Origin of the sequence: Paenibacillus graminis (genome assembly GCF_000758705.1) — a bacterium.
GTDB classification, from domain to species: domain Bacteria; phylum Bacillota; class Bacilli; order Paenibacillales; family Paenibacillaceae; genus Paenibacillus_AQ; species Paenibacillus_AQ graminis.
This window is the reverse complement of the sequence record NZ_CP009287.1, coordinates 1,566,054-1,585,923: the sequence shown is the minus strand read 5'-3', so window position 1 is coordinate 1,585,923 and position 19,870 is coordinate 1,566,054. Positions and strand designations below refer to the sequence as shown.

Genomic DNA, 19,870 nt, shown 5'->3' with positions numbered 1-19,870 from the left:
TGCGCCAGCTATTCCGTCAAATCTCCCTATTTCTTCCTTAAGGATTATAGGGGATAGAGATTGATCTTACAATTACATTTTTACCTTCATGAAGCTTTCCAGGCGCTCCAGCGCTTCGGCCAGCTTCGCGGGGGAAGCGGCATAGGAGCAGCGGAGATGGCCTTCACCGCCCTTTCCGAACACATGGCCCGGCACAACTGCAACTCCTGCTTCCCGCAGCAGCTGAAGTGCAAAATCCTCGGACTTCCTTCCGGTATGCCTGATGGAAGGAAAGGCATAAAATGCCCCCTGCGGTTCATGGCAATGCAGCCCGATGGATCTGAGCCCTTCAACGAACAGCGAACGGCGCTGCCTGAAGCATTCCTTCATATAGTCTTTATCCCGCAATCCATGGCGCAGCGATTCCACCGCGGCAATCTGGCCCAGCACCGGTGCGCACATTGCAGTATATTGATGGATCTTGAGCATCGCAGCCAGCAGCTCGCGGTTCCCGCAGGCATAGCCGACCCGCCAGCCGGTCATGGCAAAGGCTTTGGAGAAGCCGCTGATCACAATCGTCCGCTCCTTCATGCCGGGAAGCGAGGCGATGCTGACATGTCTGCTATCGTAGGTCAGCTCAGCATAGATTTCATCCGACAGGACGATCAGATTATGGGCCTTCACAATTTCTGCAATGGGCTCCCAGTCCTCGTAAGTCATGACCGCCCCTGTGGGATTATTCGGAAAGTTCACCATCAGCAGCTTGGAGCGCGGGGTAATAGCCTTTTCCAATGCCTCGGCAGTAAGCTTGAAACCCTGTTCTGCAGCCGCCTCCACCTCTACCAGTGTTCCTCCGTTCAAATAGGCAATGGGCGAATAAGCAATATAGCCGGGAGAAGGAATAATAACCTCATCCCCCGGAGCGGTGAAGGCACGCAGCGCCAGATCCAGGGCTTCACTGCTGCCGACCGTTACTATCACCTCGTCCTGTGAATGATACTCCAGTCCAAAGCTCTCCTGCAGATAACGGGCAATCTCCGCCCGCAGCTCCGGCAGTCCGGCATTCGGGGTATACATCGTCTCTCCCCGTTCCAGGGCACGGATGCAGGCGGCCCGGATATGCTCAGGTGTAGTGAAATCGGGCTCCCCCACTCCAAGCGATATAATCTCGTTGTTACCCGCAGTAAGGTCAAAAAAAGCCCGGATACCCGAAGGCGCAATTTCCCGTACACGCGGAGCAATCCGCTCACTCAGCAGGGAGGTGTGCTCCTGGGGCAGGAATGGCTGCTTTTTATACATAATTGACCACTCCCTGCACTTCCTGAATCCCAGCTTCTCCATGTACGTCTTGAATGCCCGGTACGCCTTGTTTTTCCACCGCAGCCTCCATCCCCCGCCGCTCTGCAAGCGAACCGGAGATGATCTCGTTCAGCAGCCCGCTGAAGGTATATCCGGCAGCAAGCGCACTTCTTGGCAGCAGACTGGTTTCAGTCATGCCCGGCAGTGTATTTACTTCAAGCACATAAGGAATGCCGTTCTTGACCAGCATATCCACCCGGGCGTATACCGTACATTTCAGCGCCTGGTAGCAGGCCAAGGCCGCCGCATGCACCCGTTCCTCAAGCTCAGCAGGCAGTTGGATCACCCGCTCCTCTGCACCGCCCAGCTCATATTTGGCACTGTAATCGAACCAATCCGCTCCAAGTGAACGGATGCCGATGACCGGCAGCAGTGCTCCTCCGAGAATAGGGCAGGTGATTTCCTGGCCTTCGGTATATTCCTCGATCAGCACTGAACGGTCAACGGCAAAAGCCTTCTCCACCGCGCTCCGCAGCTCCGCACTGCTGTTCACCTTTGTCATGCCGATACTGGAGCCGCCTGAGTTTGGCTTAACCATTACCGGGTAACCAAGAGCTTCCACCGCTTCCGGCGATAAATCCTCCAACCGGTCGAGGCAGAGCCAGTCAGGGGTATGCACACCTTTGCTGCGGATAATGGTCTTGGACAGATGCTTATCCATGCACAGGCTGCTTGCGAGCACGCCGCTTCCGGAATAGGGAATGCCCAGCGTTTCCAGCGTTCCCTGCACCGTTCCGTCCTCGCCGTAGGCTCCGTGGAGGGCGAGCAGCGCAAAGTCCAGGCCTTTTACCGCATCAACCAGCTCTTCCCGCGAATGAATGACAACCGGAACGCCCTCATATTTGCTGCGGTCCAGATGCTTCAGCATTTCCCTGCCCGTATTCAGCGACACCTCATACTCCGAGGATACCCCGCCCATAATCACGCCTACTTTTTTCATTCTCATAACCCCTCTTCATCCCAGTAGTTGCCGTGCTGTCCTGCCAATAATCTCAATGCCCTTCAGGATATCCCCATCAGCCACCCTGGAGAAGCCCAGCCGCAGCGTGTTCTGCCCTTGCCCATTCGTATAGAAAATATCTCCCGCCGTAAAAATAACTCCCTGCTCCCGGCATGCGTCCAGCAGCTCTCTTGTGCTGAAGCCCTCGGCAAATGTTGCAAAAAGATGCAGGCCCCCATCCCCGGTAAGTGACGCATACGGAATATGCTCCTGGCAGCAGGCCAGCGTCAGCTCGTATTTGCGCTTATATTCCGCTCTCGCCCGCTTCAGGTATTTCTCCAGATTACCGCCCAGCAGATACTGGTACAGAATCGATTGATCCAGCGTGGAGGTGTGAATGCTGCGCGCTCTTTTGACACTCTCCAGGTAATAAACCAGCTCCTGATCCGCAAGCACCCAGCCGACCCGCAGTCCGGGAAAAAGCACCTTCGAGAAGCTGCCCAGATAGATCACACCGTTTCCGCCGCCCGCCGCTGCAATCAGAGGAGCCACATGGGAACCCGAATACCGCAGCTCCTCGTTGAAGCCGTCCTCGATCACCGGCACCCTGTATTCAGCCATCAGCTTCATCAGGCGCTGCCTTTTTTCGGGAGACATGACGATGCCCGTTGGATTGTGATAGGAGGGAACAAAATACGCACAGTCATATTCACGCGCCTCCAGCGCCCGCTTCAGCTCACCCAGATGAATGCCGTCACGTTCCATTGGCACGCCCGCTATCTCAAAACCATGCAGCTTCATGTTCTTAATCGCCGTATGATGTGTAGGATTCTCACAAACCACCGCCCCGGCTTTCCGGCCGAGCGCCGACAGCACCACATCGAACCCTTCCGTAAATCCGTTCGTAATCAACATGTCCTTGCCCCGCATATCCACGCCTTTGTGCTCCATATATTGCTTCAAATAGTCTATTAAAGGCTTATACCCCTTGGCATAGCCATAGTTCAGCAGAACATTGCCTTCCACCGCCATGCGTTCCAGAAACGCCCGTTTTACATTTTCCAGATCGAACAGGCTTTCATCAGGCGCGATGCTGGTAAAAGAAATCGTCCCCTTCGCCGCACGTATCCCGCGCTTCATAATATCCAGTTCTTCGGCGAGCCTGGCCTGGCTGCTTAACCTTGCTGTCCAGTCCAGCGTCCATGCGGCTTCATCCAGGCTGCCGGCCTGGGCCGCTGCACCTGCTGCCACATAGCTTCCTTGGCCCTGCACCGCATACGTGAATCCGTCGTCGGCAAGTGCCTCGTAGGCGGAAATGACCGAATTGCGGCTGACGCCCAGCAGCGTGCTGAGCTCGCGTGTGGAAGGAAGCTTTTGGCCCCCTTGGAGGGCGCCTTTGATCATAAGATGCTTCATGTAATCCTTCACTTGTATATATACCGGCCGACCGGCAATGAGCCTGAAATCCTTGAACATGCTTCAATCGCCCCCATAGCTATCATGGCACAGTCCTCTTCGTAAAAAAAGAACCACAGCCCCGGGATTTTCTTCCGGGTGTGGTTCTACACTTTTTTCCCACGGCTGCATCTGCTGGCAGTTGCAGCGGTTAAGCCTCCCTCCGCATCAAGCCTCTGCGCTCCTGCCGTATCCCATTTGTGGACACGGCTTTCGGGTTAGCCTATTTCTGAATTCCTGCGGCAATGCAGCTTCGATTGGTTGCTATCCGGCTTCATTGATTTTAGGCAGCCGGATAGGTGGAGGCTCATTGCCCTTGCCCTCCCTGAAGCTGCAGCTTTACTGTGACCGCAGTACCCGGTAGCGGGGCAGTTGTGTCATGGAAGCTGCAGTCTTACTGTGACCGCAGTACCCGGTAGCGGGGCAGTTGTGTCATGGAAGCTGCAGTCTTACTGTGACCGCAGTACCCGGTAGCGGGGCGGTTGTGTTATGGAAGCTGCGCCCCTCCATGGTCCGTGCCAGCAGCTGGCGGATGATGCCGCCATGAGTCACAACCAGCACCCGCAAAGGCCCTGCATGGCTGCTGCTCTTCAAGCCGACCGCTGCCGCTGCCTGCAGCAGACCGGACACAAAATGCTCCACGCGCCCGGTGAACACACTCCAGGCTTCACCGTCAGGCGGGGTGACCGCCGCCGGATCATCGATCCAGTCCCGATACTGCGGAAGATGCTGAAGCTGCTCATACGTGTATCCCTCCCACGCGCCAAAGCTCATTTCCCGCAGCCGTGAATCATAGATGGCATAGTGCATAAGTGCAGGCGCGATGAGTTCCAACGTCTCGCGGCATCTTCGCATATCGCTGCAGTACACCCTCCAGAAGCTCCCGGCAAGCTCCGGCTGCTGCCGGAGCGCAGCCAACTGCGCCTTGGACTCCGGCAGCAGCGGAAGATCGGTGCTGCCCAGATAGCGGTGCTCCTTATTCCAGAGCGTATGTCCATGGCGGATCAGCACCAGTTCAAGCGCAGGCGCAGAATCAAATTCTGATTCGGATTGATCATTGGACCCGAATCCCGTTTGCTCACATTCAGGGCTCAGTTCAAGTCTTTGTTGAGGGCTGAGGTAATGCTCATTTCCATTGCTCAGTTCACTCTCATGTCCAGGGCCCGGTTCACTGTCGTGTCCAGGACTCGGGTCATGCTCATGTTCGGAACTGGATTCCTCTGCAGTATTCAATTTATCTATTGGTTCCCGTTCATGCTCAATGTCCAGTCCGGCTTGGGTCTTGTCCATCTTCAGTTCAGCCTCCCATCCCGTGCCAGAGTATTGCCGCCACTGCACAAAGGCAGACAAAAATGGCAGAGGAGCGCAGCATCAGCCGTGAGGCAAGGAGGATATCCTCCGGCTCCATAATGCGGAGGGGATCGCCCATGTAAGCGCGGAACGAGGCCACGCCGTGGTATACATTTTCGCCGCCCAAGCGGACGCCGATTGCTCCGGCTACAGCCGATTCGGGAAAGCCGCTGTTGGGGCTGGGATGGAGGCGGGCGTCGCGCCGTACAATGCGCCAACTGCTGCGCCAGTCGAGACGCAGCAGCCAGGCGCATAAGACTAACAGCGGCGCCGTCAGCCGGGCCGGTATGTAGTTGGCCACATCATCGAGCCGGGCGGAGGCCCAGCCGAGATTGCGGTATTTGTCATTTTTGTAGCCGACCATGGAATCCAGCGTATTTACCGCACGGTAAGCCATGGCCAGCGGTGCTCCACCCAGCAGCGCGAAAAAAAGCGGGGAAATAATCGCATCCACGATATTCTCCGCTACTGTCTCTACCGTGCCCCGGACAATATCCGGGCTCTCCAGCTTGGTGGTGTCACGGCCGACGATCATGCCGAGCGCTGTGCGGGCTGCCGGGATATTCCCCTTGCGAAGTTCGGCATATACGGCCATCCCGGCATCCTTAAGCCCCTTGGAGGCAATCGTTGTAGAGATCAGCCAGACCTCTGCCGCCCAGGCCAGCCAAGGCGCGAGGCGGGACAACAGCAATAGGATCACTGCGGTCACTCCCCAGGCTCCGCCTGCTACCAGCAGCGGGAGCAGCACTCCCGCAACTTTCAGCGCGCGCGGCTGTGAGCAAAAGCGGCGGATCAGCCGCTCAATGGCGGTAATCATTTTTCCCATGAGCACCACCGGATGGGGAATACTGCGCGGATCACCAATAATCCGGTCCAGCACATAGGCTGCAAGTAATATAACGGCAAGCTTCACCGGCCTTCACCCGGCAGCGGCTTACGATTCAAATCGCTCATTGGCTGCCCTTCCTTGCCGGCTCCGCTGCGGGGGAACAGTCAATCCGGTCTGACTGTGAATCCACCGGCACCGGCGCAGAACTCCAACCGCTTGGCTTCTCGTTTGGCTTTCCGCCCGGCTTCTCCGTTTGGGCCGCCGTTACCGAACCGAGGCTCGCCGTTACAGCGGCGTACACCAGCCGGCCGATGGCTCCGCCCAGATCGGTGGCCGTTCCGGCGTAGACATGCTCCGCGCCGTAGCGCCCGCTCCCGCTCACTGCGAGTACAACTGCATCCGTAGTGGTGCCGGTTGCAATCAGGCCATTCTCGGGGTCTGTGACCCCGAGATCGGCCAGCGCGGCAGCCTTCGCTTCGGCTGCCGTCATGACGGCATTGACCATCGCAGACGGAGTCAGGCGGCCGTCAATGCCCAGCATGATGTTGATCGTGCCGGGGCGGTAAGCCGCCAGCACGTTCCTCGCCACTCCGGCGCGCGCGGCATTGCCGGATGCTGCGGTTACGCAGCAGAAAATCCCCGCTGAGCCGGTATCCTCCTCCGCAACAGCAGCATGCTCCAGCGGCACCGCTGTCATCAGCCCGGCGCAGCCTCCCAGCGGGTACCCCCATTCACGCAATTGGTTCTCCATATCGCGCACCGGATTGCTGCACTCATAATCGCGGCTGACGAACTGGTTGACGGCCCGTTTCAGGCGGGCCATGCCCCCGCCGTACACCGCGCTCGAAAGCCCCTCTGCTTCAGCCGGGAATTCCAGCAGCAGATGCCCCGGCTTCCACTCCAGCACCAGCCCAGGCCAGACAGCAGAAGCATACACTGTCTCCCCATCCTTAAGATTAAAAGGATTTCGCGCTTCAGTCATTGTATATTCTCTCCCTTCACACTCATAATCCAACAGCTATCAATACCCCCCAGCTATTACGTGGAATTTCTCCAACTAATCGGGGCCAAATACCGTTCCTGCAAACGTTAGTTGGAAAAAGTATACTTAATTAGGGATCATTCTCCCATATTTGGGGATTCACCTCAAATTAAGTTTACAAAATCCCACTAATCCCCCATTTCGAGCCGTAATTCAATGAATTAAGTTACCTAATTCCACTTAAACTTTTCGCAAGGGCAGATTAGTCGAAAACATTGAAGGACCTCGGCTTGTACATCCATCATTTGCAGCACCGGGGCTACCAAAGTATGGGTGAAGACTGTTTTATTCACGCTTTTACTCCGTAGGATGCCCGCCACTTGCTACTACCGCTTCTACTCCGCACAATACCCGCAACTTGCTGCTTCCGCTTCTACTCCGCACGATGCCCGCCACTTGCTGCTTCCACTTCTACTCCGCACAATACCCGCAACTTACTGCTACCGCTTCTACTCCGCACAATACCCGCAACTTACTACTACCGCTTCTACTCCGTACAATACCCGCAACTTGCTGCTTCCGCTTCTACTCGGCGCTTCCCCAGCTATTCAGCGCACCGGCCTCCGCGCCTTGCGTTTTACTGCCGGTTATGCCATTGGGCTGTGCGCTTTTTATCACCGTCAGGCCTCTGCCGCGATAATCTCCTCCAGCTGCCGCAGCAGGCGGACATTGTCGCTGCGGCCTTTGACCGCGACGCGGATATGCCCCGGTGCAAGGCCTGGGTACATCGCGCAGCTGCGCACAAGGATGCCGCTGCGGCCCAGCTTCTCCTGCAGGACCGCAGCGCTCCAGGGTGCGGGCAGGCCAAGCAGCAGGAAGTTCGCTTCGCCCGGCGGCACTTCGCAGCCGAGCCGCAGCAGGCCCTGCCGCAGCGCTTCACGCTCTGCGGCAATCAGCCCGCGCGTGCGCTCTTCATAATCGCGCCCGCTGCGCAGGCAGGCTTCCCCGGCCAGCAGCGCCAGGCCGTTCACGCTCCAGGTCACCTGCTTGCCGGTCATGGCTGCGGCAAGCTCCGGGGCGGCGATGGTGAAGCCCAGCCGCAGCCCCGGAATGGCATAAAACTTCGTCATCGAGCGGATCAGCACCGTATGACGGTAACTCTTAAGCTCCGGCAGCAGCGATTGCCGCCGCTCTTCCGGGATGAAGTCGATGAACGCTTCATCCACCGCCAGCACCGTCCCGCAGCGCTCCGCCTGCTGCGCCAGCAGCCGGAGGTCGTCCAGCGCATACTGGACGCCATTCGGGTTGTTCGGCTGTCCGAGAAACAGCAGATCCACCTGTTCCAGCAGTCCGGCGATGCTCTTCACACCGGCCCGGTAGCCCTGCTCCTTCGTTCCCCGGACCGAGAGGACCTCCGCACCGAACTGCTCCGCGAGCTGGCGGTACTCGGAGAAGCAGGGCTCGACGATCCCTACCCTGCTCGGAGCCGCAGCCAGCAGCAGCAGAGCCATCGATTCCGCCGCCCCGTTGCCTACCGTAATCCATTCGATGTCAACGCCCAGACTCTCCGCCAGCAGGGACTTCAATCTGCGGTGGCCGGGGTCAGGATAAGCCGTCACGGCTGAGACTGCATCCCGCAGCAGATTCAGCACGCCGGGCGGCGGGCCAAGGGGGTTGATATTCGCGCTGAAATCCACAAAAGCGCCGCCCCCCTCCCCATACAGTTCCGCCGCTGTCAGCAAATCGCCGCCGTGGCCGTATTTTTCAAGCATGCCTACACTCCTCTTAGCCTATCGATTATAACTCTATGTGACTCATTGACCCCATTATTGCCCCATTGCAGGAGGTACGTCAATGATTTCACTCCCCGGCCACAGCAGGCATTGCCGTTTGACGAGAGGTTGGCTTTGCCTCATCGCTGCTTGTTCTTTTTGTACAAACCGCGCTTTTGGTTTAAAATAATTAGAGCAGTTAATCATGCACAAGCGGAGGAATTCACCATGCTTTTTATCGATAACACCGGAATTACAGACGCTTCGATCAATCTAGCGATTGAGGAATTTGCCCTGAAAAACCTGCCGATGGACGACAGTTATCTGCTTTTTTATATCAACAGCCCGTCCATTATCATTGGCAAACATCAGAATACCATTGAAGAAATCAACCAGGAATATGTGAAAGACCATAATATTCAGGTCGTGCGGCGGCTATCCGGCGGCGGGGCGGTCTATCACGATCTGGGCAACCTTAACTTCAGCTTTATCACCAAGGACGACGGGCAGTCTTTTCATAATTTCCTGAAATTCACCCAGCCGGTTATCGACTACCTGCAATCCATGGGGGTGAACGCCGAACTGAGCGGGCGCAATGACCTTCAGGTCGGTGTGCAAAAAATCTCCGGCAACGCCCAATTCTCCACACGTGGACGCATGTTCAGCCACGGCACCCTGATGTTTGACCTTAATCTGGACGATGTGCAGGCTTCGCTGAATGTGAACCCGGAGAAATTCAAATCCAAGAGCACCAAATCCGTGCGCAGCCGCGTCGCCAATATCAAAGACCTGCTCGGAAAAGAGATGACGATTGAGGAATTCCGTGCGGGCCTGCTGCGTTCCATCTTCGGCATGGAGCCTTCCGAGGTTCCGCAGTATAAGCTGACTATGGACGATTGGGTGCGGATCAATGAAATTTCCAGGGAGCACTACCAGAACTGGGACTGGAACTACGGCCTGTCGCCAAAAAGCAATGTAAAGCACACCCGCAAATTCCCGGCAGGACTCGTCGACATCCGCATGGATATTGAAGATTCTTACATCAGGGATATCAAAATCTACGGCGATTTCTTCGGTGTAGGCGATGTGGCAGATGTGGAGAATGCGCTGCGCGGCAAGCGTTATGAAGAAGCAGAGGTCAGAGAAGCTCTAGCCGGACTGGACCTGAAGCATTATTTCGGCCGCATTGAGCCGGAGGACTTCATCGGGCTGATATTCCTGGAGGAATAGAACAAGCAGGAAAGCTGAATATGAAAAAAGAGAAGGGCGGGCCGTAGTTATTATATGCGGGCCCGCCCTTTTGTGGTGATATAGCCGTGCGAATCAAAGGTATAAATACCTTTGGTTTCACTGCCTGGGCGCACTTGGCCTATATCTAAGGGTATAAATACCTTTGATTTCACTGCCCGGGCGCACTTGGCCTATATCTAAGGTATAAATACCTTTGATTTCACCGCCCAGGCGTCACAGTTGGACTATATTAAGGGTACATCCTCCCTTCCCGGCAGGGAATATAGGTGATGTCCGTGACCCAGGTTTGATTCCGTTTCGCTGTAGAAAATTGCTAGTAGAGCAAGTTAGGGGCAATCGGCAAGTCGTGCTTAGAGTCGGTGGTATTTACTCGAAATTGCTTCGCTACACAAGAGCCCAAACCCAGCTCTCTCATGTATTTACCAATGGTGCGCTCGCTGACTTGATGACGGGTTAAGTTTGTGTCACTGCCGCCGCTACAGCCTCTGCAGTATCTTCAGCAAAAAAAGTCTTTGCCTTAGCCTGAGAAATTGGTGAAGTATAACCTAGATTTAAAGAGCTTGATAGAGCATTAGCTTCTGCTTGGGTTAGAAGAGACGTATTTGGATTACCTGATGTATTTTTAGTATATGTTTTAGTCCTTGTTATCAGATGCCCCCATCCAACTGTTGGATACCCAGCAGGATCTCCATAAAATTTCAAGGAAAATCCCTCATGCGATTTGATAAGGGTTGATCCACCGGTTCCTAGATTCATAATAATCACTCCTGAAATTATTTTTAGTAGAAGAACAATCAGGAGGAATCAAAGCCAGAGCACCATTCCCAAGTTTTCTGCAATGCCGTATTGCCTTCACATTATATAAAGAGAAATGAGTCTCTTTATTTACAACCACTCTCCTAATTTTATTTCAATTCACTAATATCAAAAGTTTGTATCACCTCAATCATTTTCACATAGAGTTCCTGTTTCAAATCTTCCCGATGATCGGCGGGGACTTGTCGCAAGGAGGCTTTGATCTTTGGTGTGAAAGATTCTAGGATATGTAGTGTTGCCCCCTGATCGTGGTGTTGCTGTGCTTGTACTAAAAGTTCGGCCAACATAAAATCACCGCTTTACGTTTTTTTGTATTTCATTCTTCAAGCCATTAATGGCATCGCTTAGATCCGATATTTTTTTTTCAAAACGAATAAGTAGATATAAAGTAATTGCAATCGGGAAGCCTAAATTAGCAATAAAAGTAGCAATGTCACCCTCCGTCATCATTCATCCTCCTTCCGTTATTAAGCTGCGCAATTTAGTTAGAGCTTTTAAGCGGTGTTTCGAGACATTTTGTTGGGATACTCCCAATATTCCGGCTATTTCCTTGTCATTGAGCCCTTGAACATAAGCTAGTGATAGTATCTGTTGTTGTTGTTCTGGAAGGGATTCACAAGCTCGATAAAGTGAATGATCCGTAATGTGATCTTTTAAATTTGGTGGCACAGATTCTGAATCATGAACAGTAAGTAAGACAGATTCTAGGTTTTCATCGTTGTCTAAAGTCAGCGGGAATCGGCTGTCCTTCATTCGTCTCTTTTTGTCATAATTGATAGAGTTATTGTGAATAAGATTGGCCATATACTTGATAAAACGACGATTTACCTCATCATCCTTATTCAATATAAGCCCCCCCTTTCCTTATGAAGAGATTGCTCCTACTTAATAAAGAGAGATGAGTCCGGCTTTTTACAACCATTTTCCAATAAAAAAAGAACATTTGTTCCTATATTTTACCGCCGAACAAATAGGATTCAATGGAATTAAAGCAAATAAATACAGATTATTAATTATATGTATTAGTAGTAAAGGCTTACTGAAGCAAGGACGTTCTTGGATTACTAGGAGCTTAAATTTAACGGCCCTCTTTCATTTTTTTCACAGACCCTCTTAATACCGGAAGGCCGGGAAAACGAGGAGTTGCCGATGATTGATCCAGCCGCCGTCCCCCGCGCTGCAACCGTAGCTCCGGCAGCAAAAAGACTCCCGCCGCATTATGCGGCAGAGAGTCTTTAAGATGGAGCAGCAACTTTTTACAGATTGGGGGTGAGCACAAATACATACATAACCAGCACCAGTGTGAGCACGATACAGAATTTCTCCACCGCACTGCCCTTCTTCGTGCCGGTGCTCATCAGCTTCAGGCGAAGCTTGAAGGGCAGCGGAGGCAGCGGAGTAATACCGCGCTGGGTCAAGGAATCAGCCAGCAGATGCAGCGCATAAGACAGGCCGCCGGCAATCCACAGGCTGCCGCCGTCATTCATGCCGAGCGAAGCAAAATAAAGCAAGGCCCCCCAGCCGGCCACGGCGTACAGCGTATGCGTCAGTCCGCGGTGCGGAACAACCGAGGATACGACAAGCACGCAGGCGGCTATGTAGTTCCAAGGATCGTAGGCATCCGCGAACGCGAACAGCGCCAGTGCCAGCAGCAGCATCACGAGATGCCGGAGCCTGCGGCCCGGCAGGAAGGACACGCTCCCGACTAGCAGCGCCAGCGCGATATTCCAGGGGGGCGCGGCGATTCCGGCAAAATACAGATAAATAGCCGCCCCGATCAGGGATACCTGCAAAATCCGCAGCAGGAATTCCGGCACGGCTTTGCGCACCAGCAGCGAATTCGGCTCATCAATATCGGGCAGGAGGGCACTGAGTCCTGCCACGGCAACCGCCGGAATCGTTATTTCATGGCCGAGCAGGCTCATGACAGATAGGGTAACCCCGGTGCTGATAATTAAATGGGATTTGCCCATCATGGTGTACCCGCTCCTTTCTAAGATGTAGGGACTTCAGAAGTAAAAATAAGAACAAATGTACGGTTATCGAAGTATACCAAGCGCTGGCTTTTTTGTCCAGCCTCTGGCTCTATTTCAGAGGCTTCAGGCCTTTTTCGGGTGGTCCAGTGCCAGTTCTGTCTTGTCCTCCCCCCTGTTTTAAGATACAATTTGGGCAACTTGATTTTACAAACCATTTTGCCGTGTCAATATGCTGACGGCAGAGCTCAGCCCAGAGCCTGCCCCTGCCGCAAAAGAGGACGAAGAACCAAGCCTATTGATTTCATCCGACCAATGATTTTTTTGACCCGGTACAGAATCAGTCTTTAAATTGTGGAATCCAAGCGCTTTTCCTTCGGAAGCTGCGCATTCTGAAACCACAGAGCACTACCAGCTTGTTCAGAGAAAGAGCCATGCCCACCGCACAGGCTCCCCAAATCTAAGCTTAGGCTTCCGAAGCATTTGTATGAAGATATTCAGGAAGCTAAGCTGACCCAATAGGAGAGAACCTACATGTACAAATTGATTGCAATCGATATTGACGACACCTTGATTAATGATGACAAGGAAGTTACCCCTGCCACACAAACAGCGCTGGAACAGGCCGTTGCCGCAGGCGTTGTGGTTACCCTGGCTACCGGGCGCGCTTACGCTTCTGCCCAGGCCATCGCCCGCCAGACCGGACTGAATGTGCCGATCATCACCTACCAGGGGGCACTCGTAAAAAACCTGATGGATGAAAAAGTGCTCTACGAGCGTTATGTGCCGCAGGATGCCGTACGCAAGCTGTTCAACTACTGCGTGGAGCATAACCTGCACTTGCAGACCTATATTGATGACAAGCTGTATGCCCGTGAAGAGAACCAGAAGCTGGTCGACTATGCCACCCTTAACGGAACTAAATATTATATTGAGCCGGATTGGGAGAAGCTTGTCCCGCAAAAAACACCAAAAATGCTGATCATCGACGATCCCGATTTCCTGGATGAGCTGGCGCCTATTCTTCGCGGACTGCTGGGTGATTCCGTGCATATTACGAAATCCAAGCCGCATTTTCTGGAGATTATGCACCATGAAGGCACCAAGGGACTGGCACTGGAGTTCCTGGCGGCCCACTTTGGCTGCGAGCTGTCCGAAACCATCGCAGTCGGCGACTCTTGGAACGACCACGAAATGCTGGAAGCTGCCGGCCTTGGCGTAGCCATGGCTAACGCGATCCCGGCACTGAAGGACATTGCTGACTTCGTCACCCTCAGCAACAATGAAGACGGTGTGAAATACGCCATCGATAAATTCATCCTGCAAACTGCCCAATAGAGAAGCATAAGCTTGCTCTCCAGCAGCACAAAGGGTGCCTTACACCGGTCAACTGATCCCGGCGGTAAGGCACCCTTTTTTTTCAAATATAACCATATGCTTCGTGCTATAGATTATCCTTCTAAGGACGGCGTAGCCATTTCAACTTGATTTCATCAACTCTATAGATTACGTTTCATATCCCCCGGATTGATCGAACCGGTAGGTCCAAAACGGTTCCGTTCCGAACCGGGTCCGGGTTTCCTCATAAGTCAGTTCCCGGTTCCCAACCAGCTCCGCCGCCTGGAATTGCGAGCGGTGCGCGCGGATCGACGCCATTTTTTTCTCAAGAAATGCCGTCACGTCTACAACCACATCCGCCTTCCCGATTGCCTGCTCGTGGTTGTTTGCGAACGCGACGCAGTGGACAAGCGGCCGCTCTGCTGCGGAAAGCCGGCCAATGGTACGTATGACAGCGGCTCCGGTGGCATCGTGGTCGGGATGCACACTGTACCCCGGATAGAAGGTGATCACCAGCGACGGACTCAGTTCCTTAAGCAGCGCCATAATCTCATTGTCCAGCCGCTGCTGGTCTTCGAACTCGATCATTTTATCGTGGAAACCGAGCATTCTTAAGTCCTGGATGCCGATTGCAAGGCAAGACGCTGCCAGTTCCTCTTTGCGGATGGCCGGCAAAGTAACACGGCTCGCGAACGGCGGGATGCCCATGTTGCGCCCCATCTCTCCCAGGGTCAGACATGCATAAGTGACTTGGGCACCGCTGTCTATATACATTGCCAGCGTCCCTGAGGCAGCGAAGGCTTCGTCATCTGGATGGGGGAACACAACTAAGATGCGCTGGTGTTCCGTTTGTTGATTCTTCATGGCTGTTTGATCCTCCGCTTTCATCAGAACGTTTCCCGGCTCAGCTGCAGTGCAACGATCAGCTTTCCTTGGCTGTCATGCCCGGCCAAGATTAGCCGTTCCTTTTCCATCTCATCAACATGTGTAAGGCCTTCGGCATAAATCCAGCCCCGTGTTGTCTTTAGACCTACCCGGTAGGGCCCCGCACCGGAGATAGAACCTTGTGTATAACGGACCTCCGCATTGGAAATGAATGCCGACGCCGGGTGCCTGGCACTGTCCAAGTGACTCGCATAAGCCCCTGTCGTGAGCTCAAGGTGTACGTAAAGATCCTGTCCGGCGAGCTGATCGATCCGGATTTGGATGTCTTGGGGGGTTATCGGCTGCATGTTGGCCTCCTTATTTCTGTTTCTCCGATCCGCTTTTAGCTATCGTGACCTGGTATCAGCAAGTACAACTCATTTTCTTGCTAAATACAAGTCGATAGTATCATAAACCATTAAGGCATCGCCAAATTTTATAATAGCTTCTCTGATCTCATCTTCAAACCGCTCTTTTGCAGGGGATGGCAAGCTTCTATGGTCTGAATAAGTGTTCAATACTGCGATATAGTCAGTCGACGAGAATTGTCTCGTTAAATGATACAGCTTAAACACAACATCTCTAAATCCATAATTTTGTATAGTCTTCGATATGTTATTGTATCTCTCAGTGTCATTTTCTATGAGCTTGGTATTTGAAGGTCTATATTTTTGATATATGCCTTGAATAATCTGATGTAATTCGTCATTTTCCCGTGCTACAAACGGCCGGTTCCAGAATAACGCCAGTGTTCCACCGGTTTTTAATAATTTGGAGGCTTTAAGATAACCTGTTTCTTCCGGAATCCAATGAAATGCAGTAGCTGAATAAAGGATATCTATACTGCTGTCCGGACATGCAAACTCTTCAAATGAAGTATTGTATATCGTAAAATTTTTATATTCCCGGAATTTTAATTTTGAGTATTCTGTGAGATCATTTCCTAATTCAATTGCCGTTAATTCACAGTCCGTTTCCAAAAAAGGTCTGGTGGCCTGGCCAGTTCCAATACCGATTTCAATTGCTTTCAGGCCTTGTTCAAGATGAGAGTACGCTATAATATCTTTGAATAATTCTTCACAATAGGTTGGTCTCCATTTGTCGTAATTCTCCACATCTTCATTAAAGGCTAGCCGTTTATCGATAATAATCATCCTCCATTCCATCCCCATAACGCAATCGGATAGGGGCCAATCAAGTAAAAGCAGATATCCTCCTTATCGTTGCCTCAATTTCTTCATAACGGCGGAATGAATTTTGGTACTGGTATTTTTGCATTAACGATTTGTTGTTTCTTTTGCTATAATTAACGATTTGTCCAACGTCTGTGTTGAGGATATGTTGCCGTTCATTTTCCAACTCCAAGAATATGGCCTTTTGTTCTGCTGTGAAGGTATGGAGAGAGTTTTCTATGTGACTCCGCTTCTTTGCTAAAAGTGCGGTTGCTTCATTTAAGGCAATCAACTGATGCTTCCATAAAATTTCAATAGACAGCAAATCAGTATCTTCATAAATGTCTACCGTATGCGCCAGTTCCCGTAGACTTGAAGACAATCTTGAGACGAGATCCGTATCCCATTCATTAATCAAATATAAAAGGATGTTGTATATCCAACCGGTGTCGCTTTGAGAAAAAACTGCTTTGACATGCGGAATAGTTTCGGACGTATACTTTGACAAAAGGTCTACAATTTCTGCAGCAATAGGCCAATTCATATCCTGCAGCCATTCCAACAATTCCGGCAATAAGGGAATGATCATTGATCTTTCTAAGTAGGCCAAGGCTTTAACACTTTTAAAATCATGCTTATCCTTTGGTAGAATGTTGTGATTCATTGACCTTGCTTCTCCCCTTATCCGAAGGATTCAACTCCATAAGCACTTTCTATAGTTATCCCACTTAAAGTAATAAAGCCCAAACATCAAGCTTCTTATTGCTGCCCGCTACCTGAAAGCTGCTCCATTCTACAATATCTGATTCTTTATCGATACACACCGAAATATATCCGCACTCCAAATCACCAAACCAAGGGCAAACTAATATTGGATATCTGTGATACATGAGTTCAAATGGAGATTTTCATAAAAAGTAAACAATCATTAGTCTCTGATGCTTGGTGTTCTTATTTCCGGTCTGTTTCGGGTCATGTTCCGCATATCTACTGGATGGCCTCGTTTCTAAGTAACTAGCGTTTATCAATAGCTCCCCCTAATTCTTCATCATGCATCCGGACCCGCTTCATCGCTTCAGCATTAATGCTCCAACATCCTCTAAAATTCGGCTCCCCGTACCTTGGCGTATACCTTGGAGTCATGCAGTTCTCCATCCAGGCCGAGGGTGTTAAGGCGCAGAATGCCATCCAGTAAAAAACCCGCACGTTCGGCAACGGCAGCACTTTTGGCATTACGTCCGCTGCAGCGGATTTCAATCCGGTTCGCCGCAAGCTCCTGTATGGCAAAGCGGGTAATTCCGTTTACTGCCTCGGTGATGTATCCCTTGCCTGTGCTGGTGGTCCGCAGCCAATATCCGGCTTCAAAACAGCGGGTCTCCCAGTCGATATGATGCAGACCGGTGCACCCCAGAAAGGTCCCCTCTGCCTTGTGAAAAATAAGCATATTCAGCACAGTCCGGTTCAGAAATTTCAGCCTGGAATCTCTTACGTATATTTCGGATTCCTCCAGTGCCGGCATGCTTTGGGCAAAAGGCATCCACAGCTTCAGCTCCTCCAGACTCTCGCGGATCGCCTCATTCACTACTGCCCCATCACCCCACTGCGGGGCGCGCACCAGCAGGCGTTCAGTCTCAAAGAACTCGGGAAAATCAAACAAGACCGGGATAAACGGATCTGACTTCATGACAGTATTCAGCCTCCTGCGCAATTAGTGCGGATTTTAATTTTTCAACAGAATATTCCTATTATAATGGCAGTTATCTATCTTGGAAATGCGGTTTAATATGCGGAGTCACAAGACATTGAAGGCTTATGGACCATCTTGGCTGCTTCATTACGCACACAAATAAAAACCGTCTCCCAAGTTGAAAGACGGTTCTCTTTAGATTCCAAAGCTTTCAGGCGGCTTATACCGGGAGAGAATCTCCAGCACCACCTCAGCCGAGTTTGCCGCAGCCAGCTCCAGATGGGATTTGAACAATCCGGCCGCCCCGGAGCCGGCAATATCCGATATGGCGCGGACCGCCAGAAAAGGAACACCGGATTGATAGGCCGTCTGGGCAATCGCCGCACCTTCCATATCCGTCGCTTTCGCCTCCGGGAACCGGCTGACAATGGACATTGCCCGCTCCGGATCGCTGATAAAAGAATCGGCTGTCGTAATCAGCCCCGTAACAATCTGCTCCTGCCTAACGCCGCGCCGGACAAGCTTCCGCGCCTGTGCAAGCAGCCCGGCCGCTGCCGGATAACGCTGCGGCATCTGCGGCACCTGCCCGTAGGCATAGCTGAAGGCCGTGGCATCCACATCGCTGTAGACCAGCTCCTCGGCGATGACTACATCGCCAACCTTCAGGTCAGCAGCCAGACCGCCAGCCGCCCCGGTGTTGATGATCAGCTCACAGTGGAACCGCTCCAGCAGCAGCGTGGTGGTCATTGCCGCATTGACCTTGCCGATGCCCGACTGAAGCAGCACTACCTCCTGCCCGTCCAGCACTCCGGCATACAGCTTTCCCCCGCCCGCCTTCAGGCTGCGGACATCCCTCAGCTTCGGCAGCAGCGGGGCTACTTCTTCTTCCATGGCTCCGATAATCGCTATACTCATAAGATGCTTGCTCCTTTTGTCTGACTCTGACCAGCCGTTATGTATTCCTCCAGCTCTGCCACCGCATCCGCTACCGCGTCAGCGGTAATTAAGCGGGGCATCATATGGATGGAAGCTTCGGGTACAGCAGCCCTTTCACCCAGCTTCAGCAATTCTTCCCTCGTCAAGTGGTCCAGCCCCATGGCCTTAAGACTGGTCGGCAGGCCCAGCTCCTGATAAAAGGGCAGCAGCCCGTCAATCTCCGGCCAGTTCCCTTCCAGCGCCAGCTGCACCAGCACACCGTAAGCTACCTTGCTGCCATGCAGCAGACGGTGTGTCTCCGGGATGGCTGTCAGCGCATCATGCACCGAATGGGCGCCTGCGGTGCGGCCATAATCCTCGCCGAATCCGCCCACAAGCCCGGCGACCATAATGATCGTTTCGGCTGTCCGGGTCAGGGCATCATTCAACTCTCCTGACCGCACAGCAGCAAGCGCCGCGCTGCTGTAGCGGAGCAGGTTTTCGCGGCATCTCCGCGCCGCATCCCAGGCCAACTCCACCTCAACCGGCGGTGCCTCCAGATGTCTGATGATGACATCCGCCTCATACCACTTCGCCAGGGTATCGCCGATTCCGGCGGCCAGCAGCTCTGACGGCGAAGCGGCAATGACTGCCGGGTCCAGCAGCACCAGCGCATTGCTGCTGGCAAAAACCTCAAAGCGGATGAACGCCCCCTGCTCATCGTACATCACACTGAGCGAGGACCAGGCTGCACAGGTCGCAGCCAGGGTCGGAAGAATAATGGCCGGCAGCTTCAGCTGGGCCGCTGCCGATTTCACCAGATCGGTAATCTTCCCGCCGCCCACGGCGATGACCGCCTCAAGCTGATGCTCTGACGCATAGCCGGCAATGACATCACGCTCGCGGTAGGTGCATTCTCCGCTGTACACATGGTAGTGCACCTCTGTCTCTTTCAACTGCGGCCAATACGGCTCAGCCGCCGTCCAAGACCTGTTTCCGCGCACCACCAGCACACGGCGGATTCCTCTTTTCTGCAGATGCTGTTCCAGACTGCCCCAGCTGCCCGGCCTGCAAATGAACTCCTGCGGCGCGGCGCGCACAATAATCTGCGGTTCCACTAGCATATCC

21 protein-coding genes are annotated in these 19,870 nt (G+C 53.0%); 2 read left to right on the top strand and 19 right to left on the bottom strand.

All coding sequences use genetic code 11. From position 1 onward, the window contains the following. Positions 1-72: 72 nt before the first annotated feature. The 7 genes from PGRAT_RS06840 to cobD form a co-directional block, all read right to left on the bottom strand. Positions 73-1,278, bottom strand: coding sequence for an aminotransferase class I/II-fold pyridoxal phosphate-dependent enzyme (locus tag PGRAT_RS06840; protein ID WP_025706548.1), 1,206 nt, complete (start codon positions 1,276-1,278; stop codon positions 73-75). Next, complete coding sequence (locus PGRAT_RS06835) at positions 1,271-2,278, bottom strand: D-alanine--D-alanine ligase (protein WP_025706549.1); 1,008 nt, start codon at positions 2,276-2,278, stop codon at positions 1,271-1,273. Before PGRAT_RS06835 ends, PGRAT_RS06840 begins: the two co-directional genes overlap by 8 nt. Positions 2,279-2,293: 15 nt before the next feature. After that, complete coding sequence (locus PGRAT_RS06830) at positions 2,294-3,754, bottom strand: aminotransferase-like domain-containing protein (protein WP_042266238.1); 1,461 nt, start codon at positions 3,752-3,754, stop codon at positions 2,294-2,296. Positions 3,755-4,165: 411 nt separating this feature from the next. Then, positions 4,166-5,023 (bottom strand): histidine phosphatase family protein, encoded by an 858-nt coding sequence (locus tag PGRAT_RS06825; RefSeq protein ID WP_081758801.1) that lies wholly within the window; start codon positions 5,021-5,023, stop codon positions 4,166-4,168. Between the two features lie 7 nt (positions 5,024-5,030). Beyond that, entirely contained in the window at positions 5,031-5,996 is a 966-nt protein-coding gene (gene cbiB, locus PGRAT_RS06820) for an adenosylcobinamide-phosphate synthase CbiB (RefSeq protein WP_025705320.1), read from the bottom strand. Positions 5,997-6,033: 37 nt separating this feature from the next. After that, on the bottom strand, positions 6,034-6,894 hold the full coding sequence (locus PGRAT_RS06815; RefSeq protein WP_081954736.1) for an adenosylcobinamide amidohydrolase: 861 nt from the start codon (positions 6,892-6,894) through the stop codon (positions 6,034-6,036). A gap of 680 nt (positions 6,895-7,574) precedes the next feature. Then, complete coding sequence (cobD, locus tag PGRAT_RS06810) at positions 7,575-8,666, bottom strand: threonine-phosphate decarboxylase CobD (protein ID WP_042266234.1); 1,092 nt, start codon at positions 8,664-8,666, stop codon at positions 7,575-7,577. A gap of 228 nt (positions 8,667-8,894) precedes the next feature. Here cobD and lplA point away from each other — a divergent pair, with 228 nt between their 5' ends. Beyond that, positions 8,895-9,896 carry a lipoate--protein ligase gene (gene lplA / locus PGRAT_RS06805; protein WP_025705028.1) on the top strand — a complete coding sequence of 334 codons (1,002 nt, stop codon included), beginning with the start codon at positions 8,895-8,897 and terminating at the stop codon, positions 9,894-9,896. Positions 9,897-10,370: 474 nt separating this feature from the next. Here the strand turns inward: lplA and PGRAT_RS32205 are convergent, their stop codons facing one another. From PGRAT_RS32205 to PGRAT_RS06790, 5 genes are all read right to left on the bottom strand, one after another. Then, the gene (locus PGRAT_RS32205) at positions 10,371-10,673 is read right to left on the bottom strand and encodes a glycoside hydrolase family protein (RefSeq protein ID WP_238326780.1); all 303 of its coding nucleotides are present in this window, start codon (positions 10,671-10,673) and stop codon (positions 10,371-10,373) included. Positions 10,674-10,822: 149 nt separating this feature from the next. Continuing rightward, entirely contained in the window at positions 10,823-11,020 is a 198-nt protein-coding gene (locus tag PGRAT_RS06800) for a helix-turn-helix domain-containing protein (RefSeq protein ID WP_042266232.1), read from the bottom strand. A 4-nt stretch (positions 11,021-11,024) separates the two neighbouring features. Continuing rightward, the gene (locus tag PGRAT_RS32200) at positions 11,025-11,183 is read right to left on the bottom strand and encodes a YvrJ family protein (RefSeq protein WP_081758636.1); all 159 of its coding nucleotides are present in this window, start codon (positions 11,181-11,183) and stop codon (positions 11,025-11,027) included. Then, complete coding sequence (locus PGRAT_RS06795; protein ID WP_052415697.1) at positions 11,184-11,579, bottom strand: sigma-70 family RNA polymerase sigma factor; 396 nt, start codon at positions 11,577-11,579, stop codon at positions 11,184-11,186. It lies immediately after the preceding gene. Positions 11,580-11,989: 410 nt separating this feature from the next. Beyond that, positions 11,990-12,709, bottom strand: a complete 720-nt coding sequence (locus PGRAT_RS06790; protein WP_042266230.1) for a metal-dependent hydrolase — start codon at positions 12,707-12,709, stop codon at positions 11,990-11,992. 531 nt (positions 12,710-13,240) lie between these two features. Here PGRAT_RS06790 and PGRAT_RS06785 point away from each other — a divergent pair. Further along, on the top strand, positions 13,241-14,044 hold the full coding sequence (locus PGRAT_RS06785) for a Cof-type HAD-IIB family hydrolase (protein ID WP_025706506.1): 804 nt from the start codon (positions 13,241-13,243) through the stop codon (positions 14,042-14,044). A gap of 168 nt (positions 14,045-14,212) precedes the next feature. Here the strand turns inward: PGRAT_RS06785 and bshB2 are convergent, their stop codons facing one another. From bshB2 to PGRAT_RS06750, 7 genes are all read right to left on the bottom strand, one after another. Continuing rightward, positions 14,213-14,908 (bottom strand): bacillithiol biosynthesis deacetylase BshB2, encoded by a 696-nt coding sequence (bshB2, locus tag PGRAT_RS06780; protein WP_025706504.1) that lies wholly within the window; start codon positions 14,906-14,908, stop codon positions 14,213-14,215. Between the two features lie 23 nt (positions 14,909-14,931). Continuing rightward, positions 14,932-15,276: a YojF family protein gene (locus tag PGRAT_RS06775; protein WP_025706503.1), complete on the bottom strand. Its 345-nt coding sequence runs from the start codon at positions 15,274-15,276 to the stop codon at positions 14,932-14,934. A gap of 69 nt (positions 15,277-15,345) precedes the next feature. Next, entirely contained in the window at positions 15,346-16,122 is a 777-nt protein-coding gene (locus PGRAT_RS06770; protein ID WP_202903648.1) for a class I SAM-dependent methyltransferase, read from the bottom strand. A 40-nt stretch (positions 16,123-16,162) separates the two neighbouring features. Then, positions 16,163-16,804 carry a DUF5071 domain-containing protein gene (locus PGRAT_RS31485; protein WP_025706501.1) on the bottom strand — a complete coding sequence of 214 codons (642 nt, stop codon included), beginning with the start codon at positions 16,802-16,804 and terminating at the stop codon, positions 16,163-16,165. Positions 16,805-17,239: 435 nt separating this feature from the next. After that, a complete protein-coding gene (locus PGRAT_RS06760; RefSeq protein ID WP_025706500.1) occupies positions 17,240-17,824 on the bottom strand; it encodes a GNAT family N-acetyltransferase in 585 nt (194 codons plus the stop codon). A 198-nt stretch (positions 17,825-18,022) separates the two neighbouring features. Then, a complete protein-coding gene (locus tag PGRAT_RS06755; RefSeq protein WP_025706499.1) occupies positions 18,023-18,742 on the bottom strand; it encodes a 5'-methylthioadenosine/adenosylhomocysteine nucleosidase in 720 nt (239 codons plus the stop codon). Further along, positions 18,739-19,866, bottom strand: a complete 1,128-nt coding sequence (locus PGRAT_RS06750) for an iron-containing alcohol dehydrogenase family protein (protein ID WP_081758871.1) — start codon at positions 19,864-19,866, stop codon at positions 18,739-18,741. Before PGRAT_RS06750 ends, PGRAT_RS06755 begins: the two co-directional genes overlap by 4 nt. Between the last annotated feature and the right edge of the window lie 4 nt (positions 19,867-19,870).